Here is a 25,208-nt window from a genome sequence, read left to right as displayed (position 1 = left end):
CGCGGACGCGCAGCATGAGCGCGGTTGAACACGAAAGCGGGCGCGGCAGCGCCCGCGCCGTCGCCCTTGCATCATCGCTCGGCCGCTTCCTGGTCATTGCGGTGACGACCTATCTTGGTCTTCTCGCGGTCACCTTCTTCATTGGCCGCGTCATCCCGATCGACCCGGTGCTCGCCGTTCTGGGCGACCGGGCACCTGCCAATGTCGTGGAGCGCACGCGCCGCGAGATGGGTCTCGATCTGCCATTGATCGAGCAGTTCTATATCTATGTGAAACACGCTCTGAGCGGCGATTTCGGTATCTCGGTGCTGACCACAAACCCTGTCATGACCGACATCCGCCGCGCTCTTCCCGCAACGACGGAACTGGCGACATTGGGGACACTGATCGGCGCGTTGTTTGGCGTACCGCTCGGGGTGCTGGCCGCGGTCAAACGCGGCAGCTTCGTCGACCAGATCGTGCGCGTCATCGGCCTGATCGGTTATTCCGTGCCGATCTTCTGGCTCGGCCTGCTTGGGCTCGTCCTGTTCTATGCCAAGCTGCAATGGGTGGCCTTCCCGGCACGGCTCGACGTCGTCTACGAATACACTTTCACGCCGATCACCGGTTTCTACTTGCTCGATTCCGCGATGCAGGGACAGTGGGACGTCTTTTACGACGCCTTCCGGCACATCATCCTGCCGGCCTCGCTGCTCGGCTATTTCTCGCTCGCCTATATCAGCCGCATGACGCGCTCGTTCATGCTCAATGAACTCGCCCAGGAATATGTCGTCGCGGCGCGCGCCAAGGGCCTGTCGGAAACCCGCATCATCTGGGGCCACGCGCTGCGCAATGCCGCCGTGCCGATGGTGACGGTGATCGCGCTCTCCTACGCCGGGCTGCTCGAAGGCTCGGTGCTGACCGAGACCGTCTTCTCCTGGCCGGGCATCGGCCTCTACATCACCAACTCGCTGCAGAACGCCGACATGAACGCGGTGCTTGGCGGTACCATCGTCATCGGCTCGGTGTTCATCGGCATCAACCTCCTGTCCGACCTGCTCTACCGTGTGCTCGATCCGAGGACCAAGACAGGATGAGCGCCGAGACCATCCAGAGCCGTCGCGAATGGTTGCTGTCGGAGCGGCCGACATCGCGCATGCAGGCAAGACTCGGCCGCGCCTATGTCGCGTGGCGGCGCTTTTCCGCCAATCGTCTGGCCTTTGTCGGCCTGCTGATCATCATCGCCCTGCTGCTCGTCGCCGCCCTTGCCGGTGTGCTGGCGCCGTATTCGCCGACCTTCGGTGACCTGAAGAACGCGCGGCTGCTGGCGCCGAGCGGGCAGCACTGGTTCGGCACCGACGACCTCGGCCGCGACATCTATTCGCGCATCCTCTACGGCTCCCGCTGGACGCTTTATGTCGTCGTCCTGGTCGCCATCATCGCCGCCCCCATCGGTCTTCTGGTCGGCACCGTCGCCGGCTATGCCGGCGGTTGGACCGATGCCGTGCTGATGCGCATCACCGACATCTTCCTTGCCTTCCCCAAGCTGGTGCTGGCGCTGGCCTTCGTCGCCGCCCTTGGTCCCGGCATCGAGAACGCCGTGCTGGCGATCGCCATCACCTCCTGGCCGCCTTATGCGCGTATCGCTCGGGCCGAGACGCTCACCGTGCGCAACTCGGACTACATCAAGGCAGTGCAATTGATGGGCGCCTCGCCTTTCCGCATCGTGCTGCGCCATATCATGCCGCTGTGCATCTCCTCGCTGATCGTACGCGTGACGCTCGACATGGCTGGCATCATCCTGACGGCCGCGGGCCTCGGCTTCCTCGGCCTTGGCGCGCAGCCGCCGCTGCCGGAATGGGGGACCATGATCGCTTCGGGCCGCCGATTCATCCTCGACCAATGGTGGGTTGCCGGCGCGCCTGGCTTCGCCATCCTGATCGTCAGCCTCGGGTTCAACCTGCTCGGCGACGGCCTGCGCGACGCACTCGATCCCCGCAGCGGTGACCAATGAGTGGGCCCCCTGATCAACGGCGATCAAAGAGCACGCTTCTCGACGTCGAGGATCTGCGGGTCACCTTTCCGACCCGCACCGGCATGATTGAGGCGGTGCGCGGGGTTTCCTTTTCGCTCGGCCGCGAGCGGCTCGGCATCGTCGGCGAATCCGGCTCGGGCAAGTCGCAGACGGGCCGTGCCATCATGGGACTGACACCGCCGCAGGCCCGGATATCGGCCAGCAAATTGACCTTCGACGGCATCGACCTGCTCGGCGTCTCGGCGCGCCAACGCCGGGCGTTGCGCGGCAACCGCATCGCCATGATCCTGCAGGACCCGAAATATTCGCTCGACCCGGTGATGAGCATCGGCCGTCAGATCGTCGAAACGCTGCGCACCCATGAAAAGGTCGGCAAGGCCGAGGCGCGCGAGCGCGCGCTGGCCATGCTGGAGGCGGTGCAGATCCGCGATCCCAAACGTGTCTTCGACCTGCATCCGCACGAAGTGTCCGGCGGCATGGGCCAGCGCGCCATGATCGCCATGATGCTGATCGCCGGGCCGGAAATGATGATCGCCGACGAGCCGACCTCGGCGCTCGACGTCACGGTGCAGCTCGATGTCCTCGGCATCCTCGACCGGCTGGTCGCAGAGCGTGGCATGGGACTGATCTTCATCTCGCACGATCTGCGCCTGGTTTCCTCTTTCTGCGACCGCGTCATCGTCATGTATGCCGGCAAGGTGGTCGAGCAGCTCAAGGCCTCGGAACTCGGCCAGGCCCAGCATCCCTACACGCGTGGGCTGCTCAACTGCATGCCCAAGATCGGCGCCGACCGTCACCCGCTGCCGGTGCTCGACCGCAAGCCGGAGTGGGCGGCATGACATCTGCGATTGCCGTCGACAGGCTGGAGGTGATCTTCGACCGCTTCCGCGCGCTGAAGGGCGTCAGCCTCGACGTGCAGCCGGGCGAATCCTTCGGCCTTGTCGGCGAATCCGGTTCCGGCAAATCGACATTGCTGCGGGCCATCGCCGGCCTCGCGCCGGTCGCCTCGGGCAGCATTGTCGTCAACGGCAAGACGCTCGGCGCGCGCCGCGACAAGGCCTTTTACCGCGAAGTGCAGATGGTCTTCCAGGATCCGTATGGCTCGCTGCACCCGCGCCAGACCGTCGATCGACTGCTGCAGGAGCCGCTTGCTATCCACGGCTTTGCCGATGGCGAAAAGCGGATCGAACGCGCTCTCGACGAAGTCGGCCTCGGCAACGGCTTTCGCTTCCGCTACGCCCACCAATTGTCGGGCGGCCAGCGTCAGCGTGTGGCGATTGCACGTGCGCTGATCCTCGAACCCTCGATCCTGCTGCTCGACGAGCCGACCTCGGCGCTCGACGCCTCGGTGCAGGCGGAGGTGCTCAACCTGCTGGAAGAAGTCCGCCGGCGGCGCAAGCTGACCTTCCTGATGGTCAGCCACGACCTCGCCATCATCACCCATATGTGCGAGCGGCTGATGGTGATGCAGGGCGGCGAGGCGGTGGAGAATCTGGTGGCGAACGACCTCGTCGAGCGCCGCGTTTCGAAGGACTATACGCGCAACCTGCTCAGGGCGAGCGACGGGTTTGTGAGAACCGGCTGAATTCATGAGAATCCTTCTCACTGTGCGCTGAACCGTTGGTTTTCAGGGGATTCCCATGGAGGAATGGAAATTTGCAGATCCGCCCCATGTCGCGGTTTTTCTGGATAGAGGCATAGTCGCCCGCGGGGACTGGATCGCATATGTATCGCATGACGATGATGATGGCAGCTGGCAATTCCACAACAGCGAAACTGGCCCTGTTGACGACGGCGACATCATGATTGTCAGCTTGCAAAACGTGTTGCGGCGGGATGAAACCATCCTGGCCTTGGCCGACTTGCCTGAAGGCTGGCATGCTTGGCGCAGCTCGAAGTCCTCGCCCTGGCAGCGGGCCAAGTCGCGTCCTGTACCCTCCAACGACAACGAATAATCCAGCAAAGCCTTACGTCGAAGCTTTAACCGGGTCGCCATTCTCCGCAACGGGCGGGGTTTCCTGGTCTTTCGGCTCCTTGATCCTGAACCACGTCACATAAAGCGCCGGCAGGAACAGCAGCGTGATCGCAGTGCCCGCGATAATGCCGCCCATCATGGCGTAGGCCACAACGCCGATCAGGCCCAGCCGCGCCACCGCCACCACCAGGAGCAGGCGCTGAAAGCTCTGCAACTGCAACCATCGGAATGGTCGCCATGACGAACAGCATCAGCGGCACCACGGCCGCGTGTATCGCTGGACTGGTTGAGTCAGGTCCAATCGACCCGGTGATGGTGCCGACTTGAGGAAAATCTGAAATAAGGCCAGAAGGGGAGTTCAACGACATCAAACAGAACGGGCGCCGGCCCGGTGAGGGATATCATGAAGAACTCCGCCATTTCCGAACGCAAGAACCAGTCGATCTCGCGCGGGGTCGGCATGACCACGCAGATCTACGCCGATCGGGCCGAGAATTCGGAAATCTGGGATGTCGAGGGCCGCCGCTATATCGACTTCTCCTCGGGCATCGCCGTCGTCAACACCGGCCACCGCCATCCCAAGGTAATCGAGGCGGTCAAGGCGCAGCTCGATCGCTTCACCCACACCTGCCATCAGGTCGTGCCTTATGAGAGCTATGTACGGCTGGCCGAACGGCTGAACGCCATGCTGCCCGGCAAGTTCGAGAAGAAGACCATCTTCGTCACCACCGGCGCCGAGGCGGTGGAAAATGCCATCAAGATCGCTCGCAACGCCACCGGCCGCCAAGCCGTCATCGCCTTCGGCGGCGGCTTCCACGGCCGCACCTTCATGGGCATGGCGCTGACCGGCAAGGTCGTGCCCTACAAGGTTGGCTTTGGAGCCATGCCGGGCGACGTCTACCACGTGCCGTTCCCCGTGCAACTGCATGGTGTCTCGGTCGCCGATTCGCTGGCGGCGCTCGACAAGCTGTTCAAGGCGGATGTCGATCCGGCCCGCGTCGCCGCGATCATCATCGAGCCGGTTCAGGGCGAGGGCGGCTTCTACGACGCGCCGCGGGAACTCCTGACGGCGCTGCGCAAGCTCTGCGACCAGCACGGCATGCTGCTCATCGCCGACGAAGTGCAGACCGGCTTTGCCCGCACCGGCAAGATGTTCGCCATGGACCACCATGAGGTGGCGGCCGACATCACCACAATGGCCAAGAGCCTGGCTGGCGGCTTCCCGCTGTCGGCGGTCACCGGTCGCGCCGAAATCATGGATGCGCCCAGCCCCGGCGGCCTCGGCGGCACCTATGGCGGCAGCCCGATCGGCGTTGCCGCGGCACATGCCGTGCTTGACGTCATAGAGGACGAAAAGCTCTGCGACCGCGCCAACACGCTGGGTGCGAGGCTGAAGCAGCGTCTGCAGTCGATCCGTGACGACGTGCCCGAGATTGTCGACATCAGGGGTTTGGGCTTCATGAACGCGGTCGAGTTCAACGACGTCAAGAAGGGCCTGCCGTCGGCCGAGATCGCCAACGCGATCCGCCTGAAGGCGCTCGATAAGGGCCTGATCCTGCTGACCTGCGGCGTCTACGGCAACGTCATCCGCTTCCTGGCGCCGATCACCATCCAGGACGAGGTCATGAACGAAGCGCTCGACATTCTGGAAAGCTCGATCCGCGAAGTCTGCGCCGCCTGAGCCGGTGCGCTTACCTTCTCCCCGTCACTATACGGGAGAAGGTGCCGGCAGGCGGATGAGGGGCAGCGCAGACGTCCTAAATTGACGGTTATCAAGATCGCCCCGCTCAGCAGATGCCAGCTATCCCGCCGCCCTTGCCGGCGCGTTTTCCTGGTAGTCGGCCAACGCCGCCTTTAGCCCCTCGGGACCCGTGGCTACCGTCTGCGGCGTCGGCGAGAAACCGGCGCCGAGCATCTTGCGGCCAAGCATGTGGTCGCCCGGACGGTTGACGGATTCGATACCGAGCAGGCGGTCGCCGGCATAGTGGTAGATCGAGAATTTGTTGTCGGGAAGATCGCCGAGTAGGACATGGCTGTCGCCGCCAGCGGTCAGGCCAACCATCTGCAGCTTCATGTCGCCAATGTCGGACCAGAACCATGGCACCGCCGAGTAGGCGTCGGTGTGACCGGTAATTGTCCTGGCGGCAAGCCGTGCTTGGTCGGTGGCGTTTTGCACCGATTCCAGCCGCACGTCGCCGCCCGTGAACCAGTGCCGGTACGAGGCGGCGTCGCCGATGGCCAGAATCTCCGGCACCGAGCTGCGCATCTGGTCATTGACGCGGATGCCGTTGGCGACGGCAAGGCCGGCGGCTTGCGCCAGCTCGACATTCGGCACGGCGCCGATGCCGACCACGACCATACGCGCCGGCAGTCTTTCGCCTGACGAGGTGATCGCGGCCGTGACATGGCCGTTTTCGCCTTCGAGCCTTGAAATCGAGGTCCCGGTGAGAATGCGCACGCCTGTCGCTTCCAGCCTTTGCCGGACATGGCTCGCAACCACCGGCGCCACGGCGCGGCCGAGCAGCCGGTCGACGGCTTCGACAACCGTCACGGTGCGGCCGGCAGCCCGCAGCGTCGCTGCGATCTCCAGCCCGATGAAGCCTCCGCCGAGGATGACCACATCTTCGCTCCGCGCGCTCAGCTCCCGGATCAACCGCGCATCGGCCAGCGAGCGCAGCGACACCACGCCGGACAGATCCGCCCCGGGCAGCGGCAGGGCGCGTGGGCGCGATCCGGTCGCCAGGATCAGATGGTCGCAGGCAAGTGCGCCGCCGCCCGCAATGTCGAGACTGTGGCTGCCGGCATCGATACGCTCGATCCGGATCCCTGGCCGGTAGTCGATGGCGCTGCCGGTATAGAAGGCCTCGCCCCGAAGCGGTTGAGGCTTGGCTTCGGCATCCTTGATGAAGGTCTTCGACAGCGGCGGCTTGTGGTAGGGCAGTTCGTTCTCGTCGCCGACCAGGATCACCGGCCCATCGTAGCCATCCTCGCGCAGACTGGCGGCCGCCTGCACGCCCGCATGACCCGCACCGACAATGACCACGCCGTTCTTCATCGCATTCCGATCCCGTTCGATCCTAGGACGTCTCGCCAAGTGGCAATTGTCTGGCGCCGCCGCAAGAGGGGGTTTGCGGGTCGCACCCGGGACGGCGACTGTCAATCGTACAGTTCGGGCCGCAAAGCCGGTGCAGCGGACGTATAAAGTTGACAATCGTAGTTTAGAATAATTCTAAACTATTGTTTCGATTGGGTTTTCCAGAAATTGTCCATTGACTTCCTTCGAACTCGAAGCTTTAAGGAAGCTCGCGCATTGGCGCATCCCTTTGATGTCTGGGCCTTGAACCCGTTCGATTGGAGGCATTTTGATGTCTTTCTTCCCTGAGCCGCGCGATCGCGCGGCATGTCTTGCGCCCAATGGCATGAATGTGGCCTGGCGCGGGTTGGCGCGCGCGCCGCTTGGAAAATTCCCGAGAAACTGGAGAGCGATAATGACAGCACGATATGGCGTCAGGCTGACGGCGATCGGCGCCACGGCGCTGCTGACCGCCGCGGTGTTCGTGCTGCCTGCCAAGGCGGAAACCGATGCAAAGGCGGTCATCAAGACCTATGCCGACATCGGGCTTGCCAAATACGAGGATTCGCTGACCACGGCGCAGGCGCTCGACAAGGCGGTCGACGCGCTGCTTGCCGATCCGTCGGCGGAAACGCTCAATGCCGCCCGCGACGCCTGGAAGGCATCGCGCGTGCCCTACCAGCAGACCGAGGTCTATCGCTTCGGCAACAAGATCGTCGACGACTGGGAAGGCATGGTGAATTCCTGGCCGCTGGACGAAGGCCTGATCGACTATGTCGCCAAGAGCTACGGCACCGAGTCCGACGCGAATTCGCTCTACACGGCCAATTTGATCGCCAACAAGGAAATCGAGATCAACGGCAAGAAAGTCGATGCCTCGAAGCTCTCACCGGAGTTCCTCTCCGGCACGCTGCAGGAGGCCGGCGGCGTCGAGGCCAATGTCGCCACCGGCTATCATGCCATCGAATTCCTGCTCTGGGGCCAGGACCTGCACGGCACCGGCCCGGGCGCCGGCGAGCGCCCCTACACCGACTATGACCTCAAGAACTGCACCGGCGGCAATTGCGACCGCCGCGCCGAATATCTGAAGTCCGCCAGCACGCTTCTGGTCTCGGACCTGCAGGAGATGGTCGGCAACTGGAAGCAAGACGGTGCGGCGCGCAAGAACCTTGTCGACGGTGCGCCGAACACCGCGATCTCGGTGATCTTCACCGGCATGGGCTCGCTCTCCTACGGCGAACTTGCCGGCGAGCGCATGAAGCTCGGCCTGTTGCTGCATGATCCGGAAGAGGAGCAGGACTGCTTCTCCGACAACACCTACAATTCCCATCTCTATGATGCCATCGGCATCCGCGCCGCCTACCACGCCAGCTACACCAGGCTTGATGGCACCGTTGTCTCGGGTCCGTCGGTGGCCGATATTGTCAAGGCCGCCGATCCGGCGATCTACAAGGAACTGTCTGATAAGCTCGATGTCACCGTCGCCAGGATGGAGGCGATCAAGGCGCGGGCCGAGGCCGGCGAGGCCTATGACCAGCAGATCGCCGAAGGCAATACCGCGGGCAACGCCACCGTTCAGGCGGCAATCGACGCGCTGATCGATCAGACCAAGTCGATCGAGCGCGCGGTCGGTTCGTTGAAGTTGAATGCCATCGCCTTCGAAGGCTCCGACAGCCTCGACGCACCCGACAAGGTGTTCAAGTAAAGCCTACCATCCCCAGCCAAACGGCGCCGCACCGGCGCCGTCAGCTAGAGCGACGAAATGCTGATCTGCCATTGCAACATCATCACCGAGAAGGAGATCGAGCAGGCGATCATCGGCCTGCTGGATCAGGATCCCTGGCAGCTCATCGTGCCGGCAAAAGTCTATCACGCCATGCACAAACGGGGCCGCTGTTGCGGCTGTTTCCCAAATGTGGTCGAAACGATCATTCGGGTCACCGAGAACTACCACGCCCGCTCGCAGGCGAGCGGCGTGGACATCGTTTCACATCTGGATCGCGTCAGAGGCCTGCGCGTCCAATACGGGAGCAGAACCCATGAAAGGCGAACCACAGGTCATCGAGCGGCTTAACGAAGCTCTTTTTCTGGAGCTCGGCGCCGTCAATCAGTATTGGGTGCATTTTCGCCTGCTCGAGGATTGGGGATACGCCAAGCTGGCCAAGAAGGAGCGTGCGGAATCGATCGAGGAGATGCACCACGCCGACAAGCTGGTCGCCCGCATCATCTTCCTTGAAGGCCATCCCAACCTGCAGTCCGTGGCGCCGCTGCGCATCGGCCAGAACGTCAAGGAAGTGCTCGAATCCGACCTTGCCGGTGAATATGACGCGCGCACTGCCTACAAGCGCTCGCGCGAAATCTGCGATGAGGCGGGCGACTACGTATCGATGAAACTGTTCGAGGAACTGCTGGCCGACGAGGAAGGCCACATCGACTTCCTCGAGACGCAGCTCGACCTGCTGGCCTCGATCGGCGAGGAAAAGTACGGCCAGCTCAACGCCGCATCGGCGGACGAGGCGGATTAAGGATATGCAAGAATGCGGCGCCTCTTAGACTTCCTGCGCCGCTTGCGGCGGGCCAAAGCCCCGCTGCCCCTCCGGAAAGCGCCAGCCATATCGGCTGGTCGGCGCGGCATCATTCTCATGCTGGCGTTGACATCCTCCGCGATCGCCGGCGACCTTCAACCCGCCGGCCTCGCCACCACGCGCACCGATCTCAATGCCAAGGATCAGGCGCGCGTCACCGCCGTCACCAGGCCGACCACGGATTTCTCCCAACCCGAGGCTTTCGAACTGATGCAAGGTGGCGCGGGCACCTCGCGGAAGGACGTCAGCCGCGATTCCTTCTCTCAATCCTCGGCCAACATCAGCTTCGAGGAAGAAGGCACCTTCAAGCTCGGCAACGCCCTGTTCCGCAAGAACTGGGTGTCGTCGCCATCTTCCACGCAGGCCTCCGATGGCCTTGGGCCCCTGTTCAACGAACGTGCCTGCCAGAACTGCCATCTGAAGGATGGTCGTGGCCGGCCGCCGCAAGGCGATGCCGGCACCACCTCGATGTTCCTGCGGCTGGCGCGCGACGCCAGCAGCGCGGAAGAGAAAGCGGCGTTCGCCGACCACAGGCTGCTCAATCTCCCGGACCCGGTCTATGGTACGCAGTTGCAGGAACTGGCCGTCCCTGGCCTCAGGGGTGAGGGCAGGATGCGTGTCGACTATCAGGAACGTAAGGTGGAGCTGACGGATGGCGCCGTGGTTTCCCTGCGCAAACCCAGTTATTCCGTTGCCGATCTCGCCTACGGGCCGCTCGGTCCACGCACCACGCTGTCGCCGCGTCTGACACCGCCGATGATCGGCCTTGGCCTGATCGAGCAGATCGCGCCCGGCGACATTCTGGCCCTTGCCGACCCGGACGATAGGGATGGCGATGGGATCTCCGGCAAGCCGAACATCGTGCGCGATGGCCTGAGCGGCGAGCTGACGCTTGGCCGTTTCGGCTGGAAGGCGCAGACGGCGTCGATCCGCCAGCAGGCGGCGGATGCCTTTGCCGGCGATATCGGCATCTCGACGCCGCAAGAGCCGAAACACTGGGGTGATTGCACCGCCGCGCAGGAAAAATGCCTCGCCATGCCCAACGGCGTGCAGGCGCGCCTCGGCCCTGCCGAGGCGCCGGCGCCGGTGATGGATCTCGTCACCTTCTATTCGCGGAACCTGGCGGTGCCGGCGCGACGCGACCTCGCGTCGCCTGACGTGCTCACGGGCAAGAAGGTCTTTTACGAAATCGGCTGCGTTGCCTGTCACACGCCGAAATTCGTCACCCGTCGCGATGCGCCCGACAAGGCGCAGGCGTTCCAGTTGATCTGGCCTTATTCCGATTTCCTGCTGCACGACATGGGGCCGGATCTTGCCGATGGTCAGGCAGTGGGCGAGGCCACTGGCAATGAGTGGCGCACCCCGCCGCTATGGGGCGTCGGCCTCACCGAAACGGTCAACGGCAATTCCTTCTATCTGCACGATGGCCGTGCGCGCTCTTTGGTCGAGGCTATCCTGTGGCATGGTGGCGAGGCGCGGAAGGCGCGCGATCGCTTTGCCGCCACCAGCGCCACCGAGCGCGATGCATTGGTCAAATTCCTGGAGTCACTTTGATGCCGAAGCGTTTCGCGCTGGTTCTCGTTCTTCCGCTGGTTCTGCTGGGGGCCCTGCCCGCATCGGCCGCGGTGAAAGCCTCTGACGTCATCCAGCGCGCGATCGACGGCTTTGTCCGCCCGGCATATGACGGCCTGCACCAGCATGCGGAGGCCCTCGCCAAAGCGATGCACAAGCTCTGCGAGGCGCCCTCGCAAGCCGACCTCGAAGCCGCGCGGGCTGCGTTCTCGGCTACCGTCCATGCCTGGTCATCGGCCGAGATCATCGGTTTCGGGCCGATCAAGGAGAACAACAGGCTGGAGCGCATGCTATTCTGGCCGGACCGCAAGAGCATCGGTCTGAAACAGGTGCAGGCGGCGCTGTCGGACAAGGATCCCGCCGCCGCCGACCCTACGCAGCTCGCCGGCAAGAGCGTTGCCATGCAGGGGCTCGGCGCGCTGGAATTCGTGCTTTACGGCGACGGCGCCGATGCCTTGACAGGCAAGGCTGAACCCTATCGCTGCGCTTATGGCGCGGCTGTTGCCGGCGACATCGAAACCATAGCAGCGGATGTCAGCGCGGCCTGGAACAAGCCGGACGGCTTCGCGGCACTCTGGGCCAATCCGGGGCCGCAAAATGCGCTCTATCGTGATGGCAACGAGGCGGTCACCGAACTGGTCGGGATCTTCATCAACGAGCTGGAAATGGTCCGCGATGTGCGCCTGAAGGGTTTTCTGGGTGCCAAGCCCGAGGCCGACAAGCCGAAGCTGGCGATCTACTGGCGTTCGCAAAACACCGCCAATGCGCTGGCCGGAAATCTGGCTGGCATCGATGCGCTGTTCCAGGTGTCGAAGCTTGGCGACGCGCTGCCGCCGGATGCGCATTGGATGGCGGAATCGATCCACATCCAGCTTCTCAACGGCGTCACGACCGCCAAGGCCGTCCAGGGCCCGATCGACAAGGCGCTCGCCGATCCGGCGCTGCGCGAAAAACTCGAGCATTTCGTCCTGATCACCTCCAGCCTGTCGACCCTGATCGGCACCAGGTTGACCGCTGAATTCGGCCTGACCGCCGGCTTCTCGTCGCTGGATGGGGACTGAGCATGATCCGGAAAAGTTGCGGACTTTTCGGAAAAGATCATGCGCGAAAGGAGAACTGACCTTGAAAACGCCGCTCATAGATCGCCGCGATTTTCTTAAAGCGGCAGGTGCAAGCTTTGCCGTTGCCATGACGCCGCCGGCCTGGGCGAACACGCTTGCGGCGGATGCCGTGTTCGCTACCGCCTTCGTCAAGCGCGACGGCGGTTTTGGCGCTGCCGTCCTGTCCGAGGCCGGCAAGGTGCTGCACGCCATCGACTTGCCCGATCGCGGCCATGACGTCACTTTCGATCCCGTATCGAAGCGTTCGGTGGTCTTCGCCCGCCAGCCCGGCACTTTCGCCGTCGTTTTCGATCACACGGGACGCGACGCTCCGCAAACCATCGCCAGCATCACCGGCCGGCACTTCTTCGGTCACGGCGTGTTCTCGCCCGACGGCGCGTTGCTCTACGCCACCGAGAACGATTTCGACAACGCGGCCGGCGTGGTCGGCGTCTATGACGCGCGGGCGAAATTCAGTCGCATCGGCGAATTCCCGACCTACGGCATGGGCCCGCACGAACTTCTGCTGCTGGGCGACGGCAGGACGATCGCGGTCGCCAATGGCGGCATCGAGACCCATCCCGACTATGGCCACGCCGAACTCAACATTGCCACCATGAAACCCTCCTATGTGCTGGTCGACCGCGTCACCGGCGACCTGATCGAAAAGCACGAATTGCCGGCCGCGCTCCACCAATTGTCGATCCGTCACATGGATACCGACCAGACCGGCGCCGTCTGGTTCGGTTGCCAGTACCGCGGCCCCGGCACCGATCGTCCGCTTCTGGTCGGCCGCGCCGCGCGGGGCAAGGCGTTGGCTTTGCTCGACATGCCGCAGGACGTGCTGTCCGGTTTCCGCAACTATATCGGCTCGGTCGCCGCCAACCCTGTTGCCGGTACCGTCGCCGTCTCCTCGCCGGAAGGCAATTCACTGGTCGTGATCGATGCGGGCAGCGGCGGGGTCGTCTCCTCCAGCGCGCTGGTCGAGGTCTGCGGCGTGGCGCCCGACGGGGCCGGTTTCATGGCGACAACGGGCGCCGGCGAGATCATCGAGGGCGGTGGTGCCACGCGGTCGGAACCGGACTATGTCTGGGACAACCACATGCTGCGCATAGGCCAGGCGGCATAAGGTCCTCTGCCAGGCCAAACCGAAGCCGCTTAACAAATTGTGCACTATACCCTTGCGGTTGCGCGCCATGGCGGGCACAGGGAATGTTTCTCGAACCGGTCGTTTCATGAAAGTTCTCGCCATCGACTGTGCCGCCAGCCTCTGCGCCGCCTGCGTCTACGACGCGGCGGTCGGGCGGGAGCTCGGCCGTTCGGTGCTTGACCTGGGCAAAGGCCATGCCGAGCACCTGATGGCCGTCATCGCCGAAGCGTTGAAGGCCGGCGCGACCGACTACGCCGGCCTTGGAGCCGTTGCCGTCTCCGTCGGCCCCGGTTCCTTCACCGGCCTGCGCGTCGGTGTGTCGACCGCGCGCGGCCTGGCGCTGGCGCTCAAGGTTCCGGCAATCGGGGTGACGACCCTCGAGGCGCTGGCCGCCGAGGCAGCCACCGCATTTCCAGGCCGTGCCGTGCTGGCGGCGCTCGATGCCGGACGCGAGGAAATCCATGCCGCGCTCTACGATGAAATGTCAGCCTTGACTTACGGTCCGGCGGTGGTCACGCTTGCGGACGCGGTGACCATGGCGTCGGAATGTTCCGCGGTGCTCGCTGGCACGGCGGCAACGCCGATCGCCGAAGCGGCCGGCCGCACCTTCGATGTCGGGCCTCGGACGGCCACCGCCGACATTCTCACCTACGCCCGGCTGGCTGCCGCAAAGGGGCAGGGCGAAAGGCCGAAACCGCTTTATCTGCGCGGTGCCGATGCCAAGCCGCAGGCCGGATTTATACTTTCGAGGCAAAGACCATGATCCCGAACCGAAGGACCGCGTTAGCGAAAAGTGGAAGCCGGTTTTCGCGGACAAACGGTCCCGTTTGTCCACAGATCATGGTCAGACGAGAAAACGAGAATTGATGCGCATACCTTTTCTCCAATCGCGTCGCCGGGACTACGCGCTCGAGCCGCTCAGGATCACCGACAGCCCCGCTGTCTCGGTGCTGCACCGCGAGGACTTTGTCCGCCCATGGACCGACGGTGAGTTCGCCGCCCTGCTCGAACAGGATACCGTGTTCGGTTATGCCGCGCGCGAAACCGGGCAGGGCGCCAAACCGCCCGTCGGCTTCGTCCTCGCTCGATTGGCCGCGGGCGAGGGTGAAATCCTGACTGTCGCGGTGGCACGGTCGCATCGCCGCCAGGGCCTGGGCTGGCAGTTGATGGACGCGGTGCTGCGCGAGCTGCATTCGCAGCGCGCCGAAGCCCTATTCCTCGAGGTCGATGAAACCAATGCCGCCGCGATCGCCCTCTATCGTCGGCTGGGTTTTCGGGAAGTCGGCAAGCGTCCGGATTACTACAAGTCGCCGGATCGGGGACCGACGGGCGCGCTTGTCATGCGCCGCGATCTTCGCTAGCGAGGGATCGGGTAGGGCCAGGACATATGATCGGAAAAATCAGGATTTTCCTGGCGCTGGGCCTTGTCGCCGCTGGGTCGCTGGTTCTCGCGCCGCTGCAGATACTGTCGATGAAAACCGGCTGGTGGCCGGAAACCGTCATCCTCAAGATTTGGCACCGGCTGATCATCCGGGCGCTCGGCATGCGCATTCATGTCAGGGGAACGCTGTCGACCAAGCGTCCCTTGCTGGTGGCCTCCAACCACATCTCCTGGACCGACATCATGGTGCTGGGCTCCTTTGCCGATGTGAAGTTCATCGCCAGGGCCGACATGGAAAGCTGGCCGTTGATCGGCATGTTGTCAAAGCTGCAGCGCACCGTCTTCATCGAGCGCGAGCGCAAGCGCTCCTCGGGCGACCAGGCCAGCGAGATCGCCAATCGCATGGCCAAGGGCGATGCCATGGTGCTGTTCGCGGAGGGGTCGACCGGCGACGGCAATGTCGTGCTGCCCTTCAAGAGCACGCTGTTCGGCGCCGCCTCGATGGCGATCTCGGAAGGTGCCGCGCAGGAAGTGTTCATCCAGCCGGTGGCGATCGCCTACACGCGCCTGCACGGCGTGCCGCTTGGCCGCCGTCACCGCCCGATCGCGGCCTGGATCGGCGACGAGGACCTGATGCCGCATCTCAAGGTGCTGATGGCCGAGGGCGCGCTCGACGTCGAGGTGCATTTCGGCGAACCGATCGCCTTTGCCAAGGGTTCCAACCGCAAGGAAACGGCCAAGCTGATGGAGGGCAGGGTGCGCGAGATGATGCAGGCGGCCCTCGCCGATCCGCACCCGAGTCGTTAGCCGCCGGCATGCGCCAGCTGACGAGTGCCGAGAATCGTCTGTTTTTTGTCACGGAAAGGCGTTAGAAGCCGCCGGATGGACTTGAACACGATTGAAAGCGACGAACTCGGCACCGTGGCCGGACAGCCGGCGGCGCGCGCCACGGCAGGCAAGAAGGTCTTCATCAAGACCTATGGCTGCCAGATGAACGTCTATGATTCACAGCGCATGACCGATGCGCTGGCCGCCGACGGCTATACCGCGACCGATGCCATCGGCGAGGCCGATCTGGTGCTGCTCAACACCTGCCACATCAGGGAAAAAGCGGCCGAAAAGGTCTATTCCGAACTTGGCCGCATCCGTGACATGAAAGCCGAGCGCACCAGCGCCGGCCGCGAGATGCTGATCGGCGTCGCTGGTTGCGTGGCGCAGGCCGAAGGCGCCGAGATCATCCGCCGGTCGCCGGCCGTCGACCTGGTCATCGGTCCGCAGACCTATCATCGTCTGCCCGACGTATTGGCCCGGGTTCGCGGCGGCGAGAAGATCGTCGAGACCGACTACGCCATCGAGGACAAGTTCGAGCATCTGCCGGCGCCCAAGCGCGCCGAGGTGATCAAGCGCGGCGTCACCGCCTTCCTCACCGTCCAGGAAGGCTGCGACAAGTTCTGCACCTTCTGCGTCGTGCCCTATACGAGAGGCTCGGAAGTATCGCGGCCGGTGGCGCAGATCGTGGCGGAGGCCGAACGCCTGGCCGAGGCCGGTGTGCGCGAGGTGACGCTGCTCGGCCAGAACGTCAACGCCTGGCATGGCGAGGGCGAGAACGGTCAGGAATGGGGTCTCGGTCGCCTGCTGTTCAGGTTGTCCGAAATCCCCGGCCTGGCGCGGCTGCGCTACACCACCAGCCATCCGCGCGACATGGACGACGAATTGATCGCGGCCCATCGCGACTTGCCGTCGCTGATGCCCTATCTGCACCTGCCGGTGCAATCCGGATCGGATCGCATTCTGAAGGCAATGAATCGCAGGCATACGGCGAAGGATTATCTGGCGCTGCTCGACCGCATCCGGGGCGCCCGGCGCGATATCGCACTGTCGGGCGACTTCATCGTCGGGTTCCCCGGCGAGACGGAAACCGATTTCGAGGCGACCATGGAACTGGTGCGCCAGGTGAACTACGCCTCGGCCTTCTCGTTCAAATATTCGCCGCGTCCCGGCACGCCGGGCGCCGACATGCCCGACCACGTGCCGGAAGCGGTCAAGGACGAGCGCTTGCAGCGCCTGCAGGCGCTGCTGTTGAAACAACAGCAGGATTTCGGCTTGAGTTTGGTCGGCAGCACCATAGATACGTTGATCGAGAAGCCCGGCCGTCAGGCGGGCCAGAAGGTTGGTCGCTCGCCTTGGCTGCAGCCGGTTATTGTTGATGAAAAGGCCGGCGAAATCGGTGACATTATCAAGGTGCGAATCACGAAGACGGGCTACAACAGCCTGTTCGCCGAATTGGCCTGATGGTCTCGGCAGATGAGGAGAGACGGTTGAGCGCAGCGGAGCTGAAGAATCTGCCCCCGGTACCGGCATCCGGGGCTTCTGACATGGCGCACATCGTTCTGACTTTCGACAACAACAAGCTTGCCAGCGCCCTTTACGGCCAGTTCGATGAGAACCTGGCCCGGCTCGAGCAGAAGCTCGGCGTCGACATCCGCTCGCGCGGCAACCAGCTGACCATAAAGGGGTCCGCTTCGGCCGCCGAACAGGCACGCCGTGCCTTGGACAATCTCTACGGCATCCTGCAGAAGGGCGTCGACATCGGCCAGTCCGATGTCGACGGCGCAGTGCGTATGGCGGTTGCGGCCGACGATCAGCTGACGCTGCCGACGCTGGAGCGCAAGGGCAAGGTTTCCGCCGCCCAGATCGCCACCCGCAAGAAGACCATCTATGCCCGTTCGCTGAACCAGGACGCCTATATGCGGGCGCTGGAGCGTTCGGAGCTGGTGTTCGGCATCGGTCCGGCCGGCACCGGCAAGACCTATCTGGCGGTGGCGCACGCGGCGATGCTGCTCGAGCGCGGCATGGTCGAGCGCATCATTCTGTCGCGGCCGGCCGTCGAAGCCGGCGAACGGCTGGGCTTCCTGCCGGGCGACATGAAGGAGAAGGTCGATCCGTATCTGCGCCCGCTCTATGACGCGCTCTACGACATGATGCCGGCCGACAAGGTCGAGCGTGCGATTGCCGCCGAAGTGATCGAAATCGCGCCGCTTGCCTTCATGCGCGGCCGCACGCTGGCGCACGCCGCCGTCATTCTCGACGAGGCACAGAACACCACGCCGATGCAGATGAAGATGTTTCTCACCCGTCTCGGCGAGAACTCGCGCATGATCGTCACCGGCGATCCCTCCCAGATCGATCTTCCTCCGAGCACCAAGTCAGGCCTGGTCGAAGCCTTGCGTGTCCTCGACGGTGTGGCTGGCGCGGTAACCGTGCGCTTCAACGATGTCGACGTCGTTCGCCATCCGCTGGTGGCGGAAATCGTCAGGGCCTATGACCGGGACACCAAGCTGGCTCGTGGCCTCGGTGCCGAGAATTGATGTGACGATGCGGCCTCATGCCTGAGGACAACATATCCGGCGGCGGGAGCCTTCCGGTTCCCGTCGAGATCGATATATCGGTTGAAGCGGGCGACTGGCCCGATGAAGCAAGCCTGGCGCGGCTGGTCGATCGCGCGGTTGACGCCGCCTTTGCCGAGACCGGCGCGACGGGTCGTTCCGAACTCAGCGTTGTTTTTTCCGACGACGCCCATATCCGTAGCTTGAATGCGGACTGGCGCGGCAAGGACAAGCCCACCAACGTCTTGTCTTTCCCCGCTTTTCCGCATGTGAAAGGTGGCCCGCTGCCGCCGATGCTCGGCGACATCGTGCTTGCCGCCGAAACAGTGGCGCGCGAGGCGGCACTGGAAGACAAGCCGCTGGAGAACCATATCTGCCATCTCGTCATCCATGGCCTGCTGCATCTCATGGGCCATGATCACGAGACCGACGCCGAGGCCGAGGAGATGGAAGCCATCGAGCGCGCCGCGCTTGCAAGGCTTGCCATTCCCGATCCCTACGCGTAACTAAAAAAGATCAATTGACCGGACGACGATGAACGACAAACCAGAGACTGCCGCCCGCCCCGATGCCGGCAGTGCGATCAAGGCTTCCGATACGTCGGAAGAGGGATCAAGTCCGAGTACCGTTACCCCTGGTGTTGCCAACACCGGCAGCGCCGCCGTCGAGCAGTTGCCTGCCGGTCCCTCCCTGTTCAACCGCGTGCTGGGCCTGTTCCGGCAACGCAACGGCACCAGCCTGCGCGAGGAGATCGCCGGCGCGCTCGCCGAGACGACGAGCGATGTCGAATCCTTCTCGCCTGGCGAACGCGCCATGCTCAACAACATCCTGCGGCTGCGCGAAGTGCGCGTCGAGGACGTCATGGTGCCGCGCGCCGATATCGAGGCGGTCGAGATCGCCACGACGCTCGGCGATCTCCTTGGCATGTTCGAACAATCCGGCCATTCCCGCATGCCGGTCTATTCCGAGACGCTCGACGACCCGCGCGGCATGGTCCATATCCGCGACGTGCTGGCCCATATCACCAAGATCGCGCGCGTCAGGAAGGGCCGTGCAACCCGCAAAACGCCCGTCGCCACGGTTCTCGATCTTGCCAAGGTCGACCTGGCGCGCACCATCGGGGAGCTCAACCTGATCCGCCAGGTCCTGTTCGTGCCGCCGTCGATGCTCGCTTCCGACCTGATGGGCCGCATGCAGACGACACGCACGCAAATGGCCCTGGTCATCGATGAATATGGCGGCACGGACGGCCTCGTCTCGCTCGAGGACATTGTCGAAATGGTGGTCGGCGACATCGAGGACGAGCACGATGACGACGAGCCGCTGATCACCCAGACCGGCGACGGCGTGTTCATCGTCGACGGCAAGGCCGAGATCGACGAGGTCGCCAAGATGATCGGCGAGGATTTCACCGCGGGCGAACATGGCGAATATGTCGACACCATTGGCGGCATGATCTTCAACACGCTCGGCCGCGTGCCGGCACGCGGCGAGGTGGTACAGGCCATTCCCGGCTTCGAGTTCCATGTGCTCGATGCCGATCCGCGCCGCGTCAAGCGCGTGCGCATCGTGCAGAGTCAGAAGGGCGAGCGCCGCCGGCGCGCCACGGCGCGCACCGAACAGGCTTGAGAAGCTGCCGCGCCATGACGGTCGAGGATCCGTTCAAGCATCCGGTCCTCGGTTCTGGCGTGTTCTACCGCGACCCGCGTGCGGCGCTGGATTGGCTCGAAGCGGCCTTCGGCTTCGAGCGCAGCATGGTGGTCAGCGATACCGGCGGAAAACTGGTCCATGCCGAGATGCGGTTCGGGGATGGCTACATCATCGTCGATTCCGAATGGGCCGATCATGTCGCCAGCCCCGCATCGGTCCGCGGCAAGAACACGCAGTCGGTCTATGTCAGGCTGAAAGACGGTCTGGATGCGCATTGCGAGCAGGCCCGCACGGCAGGTGCTGCCATAATCCAGGAGCCGGCGGACCAGTTCTACGGCGAACGCCAGTATCGGGCGCGCGATCCCGAAGGCCATGTCTGGACGTTCACGCAGCCAATTCGTTCTGTTTCCCGTGAAGAGGCCGAACGGTTGGGTGGCTTGCGCATCGAAGGCTGGCACCGGTAGAACCGCAGCCGGGTCATCGCGCCGGCGTTTGGAGTGCAGGCCACAGCCTGATAAATCTTGCGTCCTGATTCGCGCGACTCGGAAGTATTCATGGTGCGCCTTGCCGGCCGGATAATTCTGCTCTGGGGCTGGCGCCGTGCGCTGGTGGCCTTTCTCGCCGGGGCGCTGGCGGTGTTGGGCCAGGCGCCTTACGATTTCTTCGCCGCCTGTTTCATTTCGTTTCCGGTTCTGGTCTGGCTGCTCGACGGCGCGACCGGCGAAGCTTCCGGCAGCCTGTTGCGGCGCCTGCGGCCGGCTTTCGCCATCGGCTGGTGGTTCGGCTTCGGCTATTTCCTCGCCGGCCTCTGGTGGATTGGCTCGGCGCTGCTGGTCGAGGCCGACGACTTTGCCTGGGCGCTTCCCTTCGCGGTGGTCGGCATTCCGTTCGCGCTCGCATTTTTCTATGGCTTCGCAACGATGGTTGCCCGGCTCCTGTGGAGCAGCGATATCGGCCGCATCGCTGCCCTTGCCTTCGGTTTTGCGCTGGCGGAGTGGCTGCGCGGCTTCCTGTTCACCGGTTTTCCCTGGAATGCCATCGGCTACGCGGCGATGCCTGTACCCCTTTTGATGCAGAGCGTCTCGGTGACCGGCATGATCGGCATGAACGCGCTCGCGGTCTTCGTTTTCTCACTGCCGGCGCTGCTGGCGGCTCGCCGGCATCTTCGGCTGGGCGCCGCACTGTTGGTCGCGCTCGCCGCCGCCCATGCCGGCTTTGGCTATGTCAGGCTCACCGCCCCCGAAAAGCCGGCGACGCGCAGTCTCGATGTCCGCATCGTCCAGCCGGCCGTCGACCTGTCGGAAAAATGGGATGCCTCGGTGCGCGACCGTATCTTCGCCACCTTGCTGGGCCTGTCCGCCAAGGCGCCGGACCCAGGTCACGAAAAACCGCAGCTGATTCTCTGGCCGGAAACTTCGGTGCCGTTCCTTTTCACTGAGCGCCCCGATGCCTTGACGGCCTTGGGCGACATGCTGGGCGACGGCCAGATGCTGATCGCCGGCGTCGTGCGTGAGGAGGGCGGCTCGGCGGCAAGTGCCGACAGCCGCTATTACAACTCCGTGGTGGCGATCAACGACAAGGGCGAGATCGCCGATGCCGTGGACAAGGTCCATCTGGTGCCGTTCGGCGAGTACCTGCCTTTTGCCGACCTGCTCGGCCGTTTCGGCATCGAACAGCTCGTCGCGGGACCCATGACGTTCACGGCCGGCAACGAGCGTCATCCCATCACGCTGCCGGGCGGCATTCGTGCCCTGCCATTTATCTGTTATGAGGTGATCTTTCCCGATCTGGTGGCAGTTGACGCTACGTCAGCGCAGCTTATTGTGAACGTTACCAATGATGCGTGGTTCGGCGACACGCCGGGACCGTATCAGCATTTCAGGCAGGCCCAGATTCGCGCGGTGGAAAACGGATTGCCCTTGTTGCGTGCCGCCAACAACGGCATTTCGGCTGTTGTCGACCCACGTGGCCGCGTTGTCGATGCGCTGGCGATCGACGCGCGCGGAGCCATTGATGTGAAGGTGCCTGTTTCCGAACAGACGGTCATTTCGCCCCGCCAGCGGCGCATTAACGGAATGCTGATCATGTTGCTGTTTGCGCTTGTAGGGGTGCTGTCGAACGTAAGGCGAAGGCTACGGGTGAATTGACAGTTGGCACATTAGAAACCCATACTGTACCGCCTGAAAATTTCTCGAAGCCGGTGGATCGTTCTGTTGGGGCAGTCGCCTCCGGCTTTGTTTGGGCAGGAAAAAATCAAAAGCCGAAAAAATTCGGCGAGGAAAAAATGACAGAAGAAAACAAGAAGAAGCCCAATCCCATCGATATTCACGTTGGAAGCCGGGTCCGGCTTCGCCGCAATATGCTCGGAATGAGCCAGGAAAAGCTGGGCGAGAATCTCGGCATCACGTTTCAACAAATCCAGAAATATGAAAAGGGCACCAATCGCGTCGGTGCCAGCCGTCTGCAGGCGATAGCCTCCATACTGGGCGTGCCGGTCGCCTTCTTTTTCGAGGATGCGCCGGGCCAGGAGTTGACGGCCAACCGTGGCTTTGCCGAGGATAGCTCGATGGCTTTCGCCGTCGAATTCTGCGGCAGTCCCGAAGGACTTCAGCTCAACCGGGCTTTTGTCAAGATCGCCGATGTCAAGGTGCGCCGCAGGATCATAGACCTGGTGAAATCGCTCGCCGAGGACGATCTCGACTGATCCGCAATGCGCCTTGCGCCGGCGGCGTGCGCCGCCGGTGGCACAAGATATCGCCTCCGACATTCGGGCCAGACCCGCGGCAACGCTTGACGAGCAGCGCTTTGCCCCGCTAACACGTGGCGCGCCAAAATCGGCAGCCTGCCGATCGTTTTTCAAGAGGGGACACCCGTGACGCGGCAGAACTACTTCTTTACCTCGGAATCCGTTGCCGAGGGCCATCCCGACAAAGTCTGTGACCGGATCTCCGACGAAATTGTCGATCTGGTCTATCGTGAAGCCAAGAAGACCGGCATGGACCCGTGGAAAGTCCGTGTCGCTTGCGAGACCCTGGCGACCACCAACCGCGTCGTCATCGCCGGCGAGGTGCGCGTCCCCGAGACGCTCTTGAAGAAGGACAAGGCCGGCAACATCCTCAAGGACGCCGCGGGCCACCCTGTCGTCAACCCGGCGAAGTTCAAATCCGTCGCCCGCAAGGCGATCCGCGAGATCGGCTACGAGCAGGCCGGCTTCCACTGGAAGACGGCCAAGATCGAGGTCCTGCTGCATGGCCAGTCGCCCGACATCGGCCAGGGCGTCGACAACGCCGCCGACCGTCAGGGCGAGGAAGGTGCCGGCGACCAAGGCATCATGTTCGGCTATGCCTGCCGCGAGACGCCGGACCTGATGCCGGCGCCGATCTACTACAGCCACAAGATCCTCGAACTCCTGGCCGCCGCCCGTCACGAAAACAACGGCGAGGCCGGCAAGCTCGGCCCCGATGCCAAGAGCCAGGTCACCGTCCGCTACATCGACGGCAAGGCCGCCGAGGCGACGCAGATCGTTCTGTCGACCCAGCATCTCGATTCCAGCTGGGATTCCAAGAAGGTCCGCAAGGTTGTCGAACCCTATATCCGTGAAGCACTCGGCGACCTCAAGATCGCCGACGACTGCATGTGGTATATCAACCCGACCGGCAAGTTCGTCATCGGCGGCCCGGACGGCGATGCCGGCCTGACCGGCCGCAAGATCATCGTCGACACCTATGGCGGCGCGGCCCCTCACGGTGGCGGCGCCTTCTCCGGCAAGGACACCACCAAGGTCGATCGGTCGGCTGCCTATGCGGCGCGCTATCTGGCCAAGAACGTCGTGGCGGCAAAACTTGCCGACCGCTGCACCATCCAGCTTTCCTACGCCATCGGCGTCGCCCAGCCACTGTCGGTCTATGTCGACCTGCATGGCACCGGCAAGGTCGACGAGGCCAGACTCGAGGATGCGTTGCGCAGCGTGATGGACCTGTCGCCGTCCGGCATTCGCCGTCATCTCGATCTCAACAAGCCGATTTACGCCAAGACGTCGTCTTACGGCCATTTCGGCCGCAAGGCCGGCCGTGACGGGTCTTTCTCCTGGGAAAAGACAGACCTCGCCAAGGCGCTCAAGGATGCTGTCGCGGCCTGATCGCCACGACGGACCTACGCGACCAGATGAGCCAGCAAGACAGGCCAAGCCGCACGACCGAAGCCTTCTTCGGCCGTCGGCGCGGCAAACCCGTTCGCCCGCAGCAGGCGGCGGCGCTGGAAAGCGGCCTCGGCGCCTACCGGCTCGATCTGACGGCTGAAGTCCCATCGGATCTGCGAACCTTGTTCAAAACCGACGTTTCGGCGGTTCGGCTCGAGATCGGCTTTGGCGGCGGCGAACATCTCCTGCATCGCGCGACCGAGGCGCCGACGATCGGCTTCATCGGCGTAGAACCTTTCGTCAACGGCATGGCCAAGATGATGATGGCGGTGCGGGCAGCGCCGCTGGCCAATCTCAGGGTCTACGACGACGACGCCACCCAGTTGCTTGACTGGCTGCCACCGGCCTCGCTCGACGGTATCGACCTTCTCTATCCCGACCCCTGGCCGAAGAAGAAGCACTGGAAGCGGCGTTTCGTCAGCCCGGTCAATCTCGACCGTTTCGCGCGCGTCCTGAAGCCGGGCTCAAAATTTCGCTTCGCGTCCGACATCGACACTTATGTGAACTGGACCTTGCTGCATTGCCGCGCGCATGGCGCCTTCGCATGGCAGGCCGCGGAAGCGGCGGACTGGCATCGCTCCTATGAGGGCTGGCCGGGTACGCGCTATGAGGCGAAGGCCATCCGCGAGGGCCGCCGACCGGCCTATCTGACCTTTATCAGGACGTAAGCAAGCCCAACCGGCAATGGCTCCAGCAAGCTGTCGGGAGTCTGGGTTGAGTGCTTATCGCAGTCAGAAACGACCGATCCTGTTGAATACGGCCGGGTCCATGCCGAGATTGCGCAGGTCGTCGGCTCTGGGCTTACGCCCGGCTTCCACGGCGCGCGATGCGGCAACGGCGCTGCCGAATCTGGTGAAGAGATCGCCCAAGGTGGAAAATATCTTGCGCTTGCTCATGGCCTTGTCCTTTCGCGCGCCAGCGCGCGCCAATTCAATTCGTTTGATGGCTAAAAAATAAGAGCGCCCCACAGGCTCTCACAGGGGGATTGCCGCATGGCGGCCATGCGCCTGCAACAACCCTGGAGCCACAGGCTTTTGGCCGGTTGGGACTTGAAACACCAGCCCGGATCGTTTATATCGACCTCAAATTCTTGGTCGGTATGACGAAGAGTGGGTCCACCCGGT

At 63.6% G+C, this 25,208-nt stretch carries 26 protein-coding genes and 1 pseudogene; 24 read left to right on the top strand and 3 right to left on the bottom strand.

Annotated features, from left to right (window positions below; all coding sequences use genetic code 11):
• Positions 1–14: 14 nt before the first annotated feature.
• From FJ970_RS00250 to FJ970_RS00230, 5 genes are read left to right on the top strand one after another with little or no spacing between them, the layout of a single operon-like run.
• Complete coding sequence (locus tag FJ970_RS00250; protein WP_140757907.1) at positions 15–1,076, top strand: ABC transporter permease; 1,062 nt, start codon at positions 15–17, stop codon at positions 1,074–1,076.
• Positions 1,073–1,993 (top strand): nickel transporter permease, encoded by a 921-nt coding sequence (gene nikC / locus FJ970_RS00245; RefSeq protein ID WP_140757906.1) that lies wholly within the window; start codon positions 1,073–1,075, stop codon positions 1,991–1,993. The genes FJ970_RS00250 and nikC overlap by 4 nt, the downstream gene beginning before the upstream one ends.
• Positions 1,990–2,853 (top strand): ABC transporter ATP-binding protein, encoded by an 864-nt coding sequence (locus FJ970_RS00240; protein ID WP_140757905.1) that lies wholly within the window; start codon positions 1,990–1,992, stop codon positions 2,851–2,853. Before nikC ends, FJ970_RS00240 begins: the two co-directional genes overlap by 4 nt.
• Positions 2,850–3,599, top strand: a complete 750-nt coding sequence (locus tag FJ970_RS00235; RefSeq protein ID WP_140757904.1) for an ABC transporter ATP-binding protein — start codon at positions 2,850–2,852, stop codon at positions 3,597–3,599. The genes FJ970_RS00240 and FJ970_RS00235 overlap by 4 nt, the downstream gene beginning before the upstream one ends.
• A gap of 55 nt (positions 3,600–3,654) precedes the next feature.
• A complete protein-coding gene (locus FJ970_RS00230; protein WP_210243034.1) occupies positions 3,655–3,969 on the top strand; it encodes a hypothetical protein in 315 nt (104 codons plus the stop codon).
• 12 nt (positions 3,970–3,981) lie between these two features.
• Here FJ970_RS00230 and FJ970_RS00225 read toward each other — a convergent pair.
• A pseudogene (locus FJ970_RS00225) lies at positions 3,982–4,297 on the bottom strand (hypothetical protein); the annotation flags it as partial.
• A 95-nt stretch (positions 4,298–4,392) separates the two neighbouring features.
• On the opposite strand from FJ970_RS00225, the gene FJ970_RS00220 reads away from it, so the two are divergent.
• A complete protein-coding gene (locus FJ970_RS00220) occupies positions 4,393–5,670 on the top strand; it encodes a 4-aminobutyrate--2-oxoglutarate transaminase (RefSeq protein ID WP_140757902.1) in 1,278 nt (425 codons plus the stop codon).
• A 120-nt stretch (positions 5,671–5,790) separates the two neighbouring features.
• Here the strand turns inward: FJ970_RS00220 and FJ970_RS00215 are convergent, their stop codons facing one another.
• Positions 5,791–7,044: an NAD(P)/FAD-dependent oxidoreductase gene (locus FJ970_RS00215; protein WP_140757901.1), complete on the bottom strand. Its 1,254-nt coding sequence runs from the start codon at positions 7,042–7,044 to the stop codon at positions 5,791–5,793.
• 433 nt (positions 7,045–7,477) lie between these two features.
• Here FJ970_RS00215 and FJ970_RS00210 point away from each other — a divergent pair, with 433 nt between their 5' ends.
• From FJ970_RS00210 to trmB, 18 genes are all read left to right on the top strand, one after another.
• Positions 7,478–8,767 (top strand): imelysin family protein, encoded by a 1,290-nt coding sequence (locus FJ970_RS00210; protein ID WP_140757900.1) that lies wholly within the window; start codon positions 7,478–7,480, stop codon positions 8,765–8,767.
• Between the two features lie 57 nt (positions 8,768–8,824).
• The gene (locus FJ970_RS00205; protein ID WP_140757899.1) at positions 8,825–9,136 is read left to right on the top strand and encodes a (2Fe-2S)-binding protein; all 312 of its coding nucleotides are present in this window, start codon (positions 8,825–8,827) and stop codon (positions 9,134–9,136) included.
• Positions 9,102–9,587 carry a bacterioferritin gene (bfr, locus tag FJ970_RS00200; RefSeq protein WP_140757898.1) on the top strand — a complete coding sequence of 162 codons (486 nt, stop codon included), beginning with the start codon at positions 9,102–9,104 and terminating at the stop codon, positions 9,585–9,587. The genes FJ970_RS00205 and bfr overlap by 35 nt, the downstream gene beginning before the upstream one ends.
• A 12-nt stretch (positions 9,588–9,599) precedes the next feature.
• Positions 9,600–11,201, top strand: a complete 1,602-nt coding sequence (locus FJ970_RS00195) for a di-heme oxidoredictase family protein (protein WP_140757897.1) — start codon at positions 9,600–9,602, stop codon at positions 11,199–11,201.
• Positions 11,201–12,280 (top strand): imelysin family protein, encoded by a 1,080-nt coding sequence (locus tag FJ970_RS00190; RefSeq protein WP_140757896.1) that lies wholly within the window; start codon positions 11,201–11,203, stop codon positions 12,278–12,280. The genes FJ970_RS00195 and FJ970_RS00190 overlap by 1 nt, the downstream gene beginning before the upstream one ends.
• A gap of 61 nt (positions 12,281–12,341) precedes the next feature.
• A complete protein-coding gene (locus tag FJ970_RS00185) occupies positions 12,342–13,448 on the top strand; it encodes a DUF1513 domain-containing protein (RefSeq protein WP_140757895.1) in 1,107 nt (368 codons plus the stop codon).
• A gap of 106 nt (positions 13,449–13,554) precedes the next feature.
• Positions 13,555–14,232: a tRNA (adenosine(37)-N6)-threonylcarbamoyltransferase complex dimerization subunit type 1 TsaB gene (gene tsaB, locus FJ970_RS00180; RefSeq protein ID WP_140757894.1), complete on the top strand. Its 678-nt coding sequence runs from the start codon at positions 13,555–13,557 to the stop codon at positions 14,230–14,232.
• Between the two features lie 103 nt (positions 14,233–14,335).
• Positions 14,336–14,830: a ribosomal protein S18-alanine N-acetyltransferase gene (gene rimI, locus FJ970_RS00175; RefSeq protein WP_140706277.1), complete on the top strand. Its 495-nt coding sequence runs from the start codon at positions 14,336–14,338 to the stop codon at positions 14,828–14,830.
• 26 nt (positions 14,831–14,856) lie between these two features.
• Positions 14,857–15,657: a lysophospholipid acyltransferase family protein gene (locus FJ970_RS00170; RefSeq protein WP_140757893.1), complete on the top strand. Its 801-nt coding sequence runs from the start codon at positions 14,857–14,859 to the stop codon at positions 15,655–15,657.
• A 183-nt stretch (positions 15,658–15,840) separates the two neighbouring features.
• Positions 15,841–17,142: a tRNA (N6-isopentenyl adenosine(37)-C2)-methylthiotransferase MiaB gene (gene miaB / locus FJ970_RS00165; RefSeq protein ID WP_265336240.1), complete on the top strand. Its 1,302-nt coding sequence runs from the start codon at positions 15,841–15,843 to the stop codon at positions 17,140–17,142.
• Between the two features lie 83 nt (positions 17,143–17,225).
• Positions 17,226–18,218, top strand: coding sequence for a PhoH family protein (locus FJ970_RS00160; protein WP_224594177.1), 993 nt, complete (start codon positions 17,226–17,228; stop codon positions 18,216–18,218).
• Between the two features lie 17 nt (positions 18,219–18,235).
• Positions 18,236–18,742 (top strand): rRNA maturation RNase YbeY, encoded by a 507-nt coding sequence (ybeY, locus tag FJ970_RS00155; RefSeq protein WP_140757890.1) that lies wholly within the window; start codon positions 18,236–18,238, stop codon positions 18,740–18,742.
• Between the two features lie 28 nt (positions 18,743–18,770).
• Positions 18,771–19,865, top strand: a complete 1,095-nt coding sequence (locus FJ970_RS00150; protein ID WP_140757889.1) for a hemolysin family protein — start codon at positions 18,771–18,773, stop codon at positions 19,863–19,865.
• A 14-nt stretch (positions 19,866–19,879) separates the two neighbouring features.
• Positions 19,880–20,350 carry a VOC family protein gene (locus FJ970_RS00145; protein WP_140757888.1) on the top strand — a complete coding sequence of 157 codons (471 nt, stop codon included), beginning with the start codon at positions 19,880–19,882 and terminating at the stop codon, positions 20,348–20,350.
• A gap of 90 nt (positions 20,351–20,440) precedes the next feature.
• The gene (lnt, locus tag FJ970_RS00140; RefSeq protein WP_140757887.1) at positions 20,441–22,033 is read left to right on the top strand and encodes an apolipoprotein N-acyltransferase; all 1,593 of its coding nucleotides are present in this window, start codon (positions 20,441–20,443) and stop codon (positions 22,031–22,033) included.
• Between the two features lie 137 nt (positions 22,034–22,170).
• On the top strand, positions 22,171–22,590 hold the full coding sequence (locus tag FJ970_RS00135; RefSeq protein ID WP_127279029.1) for a helix-turn-helix domain-containing protein: 420 nt from the start codon (positions 22,171–22,173) through the stop codon (positions 22,588–22,590).
• A gap of 168 nt (positions 22,591–22,758) precedes the next feature.
• Complete coding sequence (gene metK, locus FJ970_RS00130) at positions 22,759–24,024, top strand: methionine adenosyltransferase (RefSeq protein ID WP_140757886.1); 1,266 nt, start codon at positions 22,759–22,761, stop codon at positions 24,022–24,024.
• Between the two features lie 26 nt (positions 24,025–24,050).
• The gene (trmB, locus tag FJ970_RS00125; protein WP_140757885.1) at positions 24,051–24,752 is read left to right on the top strand and encodes a tRNA (guanine(46)-N(7))-methyltransferase TrmB; all 702 of its coding nucleotides are present in this window, start codon (positions 24,051–24,053) and stop codon (positions 24,750–24,752) included.
• A gap of 63 nt (positions 24,753–24,815) precedes the next feature.
• Here the strand turns inward: trmB and FJ970_RS00120 are convergent, their stop codons facing one another.
• Positions 24,816–24,980, bottom strand: coding sequence for a hypothetical protein (locus FJ970_RS00120; RefSeq protein ID WP_140757884.1), 165 nt, complete (start codon positions 24,978–24,980; stop codon positions 24,816–24,818).
• Between the last annotated feature and the right edge of the window lie 228 nt (positions 24,981–25,208).

This window comes from Mesorhizobium sp. B2-1-8 (genome assembly GCF_006442545.2).
In the GTDB taxonomy this organism is placed as follows: domain Bacteria; phylum Pseudomonadota; class Alphaproteobacteria; order Rhizobiales; family Rhizobiaceae; genus Mesorhizobium.
Note: the sequence above shows the minus strand (reverse complement) of the source record. Positions and strands in the feature narration are given on the sequence as shown.

Bases quoted from the DNA above. Each gene is read 5' to 3' on its own strand.
- FJ970_RS00250 (WP_140757907.1), top strand. From the start codon at position 15: ATGAGCGCGGTTGAACACGAAAGCGGGCGCGGCAGCGCCCGCGCCGTC.
- nikC (WP_140757906.1), top strand. From the start codon at position 1,073: ATGAGCGCCGAGACCATCCAGAGCCGTCGCGAATGGTTGCTGTCGGAG.
- FJ970_RS00240 (WP_140757905.1), top strand. From the start codon at position 1,990: ATGAGTGGGCCCCCTGATCAACGGCGATCAAAGAGCACGCTTCTCGAC.
- FJ970_RS00235 (WP_140757904.1), top strand. From the start codon at position 2,850: ATGACATCTGCGATTGCCGTCGACAGGCTGGAGGTGATCTTCGACCGC.
- FJ970_RS00230 (WP_210243034.1), top strand. From the start codon at position 3,655: ATGGAGGAATGGAAATTTGCAGATCCGCCCCATGTCGCGGTTTTTCTG.
- FJ970_RS00220 (WP_140757902.1), top strand. From the start codon at position 4,393: ATGAAGAACTCCGCCATTTCCGAACGCAAGAACCAGTCGATCTCGCGC.
- FJ970_RS00215 (WP_140757901.1), bottom strand. From the start codon at position 7,044: ATGAAGAACGGCGTGGTCATTGTCGGTGCGGGTCATGCGGGCGTGCAG.
- FJ970_RS00210 (WP_140757900.1), top strand. From the start codon at position 7,478: ATGACAGCACGATATGGCGTCAGGCTGACGGCGATCGGCGCCACGGCG.
- FJ970_RS00205 (WP_140757899.1), top strand. From the start codon at position 8,825: ATGCTGATCTGCCATTGCAACATCATCACCGAGAAGGAGATCGAGCAG.
- bfr (WP_140757898.1), top strand. From the start codon at position 9,102: ATGAAAGGCGAACCACAGGTCATCGAGCGGCTTAACGAAGCTCTTTTT.
- FJ970_RS00195 (WP_140757897.1), top strand. From the start codon at position 9,600: ATGCGGCGCCTCTTAGACTTCCTGCGCCGCTTGCGGCGGGCCAAAGCC.
- FJ970_RS00190 (WP_140757896.1), top strand. From the start codon at position 11,201: ATGCCGAAGCGTTTCGCGCTGGTTCTCGTTCTTCCGCTGGTTCTGCTG.
- tsaB (WP_140757894.1), top strand. From the start codon at position 13,555: ATGAAAGTTCTCGCCATCGACTGTGCCGCCAGCCTCTGCGCCGCCTGC.
- rimI (WP_140706277.1), top strand. From the start codon at position 14,336: ATGCGCATACCTTTTCTCCAATCGCGTCGCCGGGACTACGCGCTCGAG.
- FJ970_RS00170 (WP_140757893.1), top strand. From the start codon at position 14,857: ATGATCGGAAAAATCAGGATTTTCCTGGCGCTGGGCCTTGTCGCCGCT.
- miaB (WP_265336240.1), top strand. From the start codon at position 15,841: ATGAACGTCTATGATTCACAGCGCATGACCGATGCGCTGGCCGCCGAC.
- FJ970_RS00160 (WP_224594177.1), top strand. From the start codon at position 17,226: ATGGCGCACATCGTTCTGACTTTCGACAACAACAAGCTTGCCAGCGCC.
- ybeY (WP_140757890.1), top strand. From the start codon at position 18,236: ATGCCTGAGGACAACATATCCGGCGGCGGGAGCCTTCCGGTTCCCGTC.
- FJ970_RS00150 (WP_140757889.1), top strand. From the start codon at position 18,771: ATGAACGACAAACCAGAGACTGCCGCCCGCCCCGATGCCGGCAGTGCG.
- FJ970_RS00145 (WP_140757888.1), top strand. From the start codon at position 19,880: ATGACGGTCGAGGATCCGTTCAAGCATCCGGTCCTCGGTTCTGGCGTG.
- lnt (WP_140757887.1), top strand. From the start codon at position 20,441: ATGGTGCGCCTTGCCGGCCGGATAATTCTGCTCTGGGGCTGGCGCCGT.
- FJ970_RS00135 (WP_127279029.1), top strand. From the start codon at position 22,171: ATGACAGAAGAAAACAAGAAGAAGCCCAATCCCATCGATATTCACGTT.
- trmB (WP_140757885.1), top strand. From the start codon at position 24,051: ATGAGCCAGCAAGACAGGCCAAGCCGCACGACCGAAGCCTTCTTCGGC.
- FJ970_RS00120 (WP_140757884.1), bottom strand. From the start codon at position 24,980: ATGAGCAAGCGCAAGATATTTTCCACCTTGGGCGATCTCTTCACCAGA.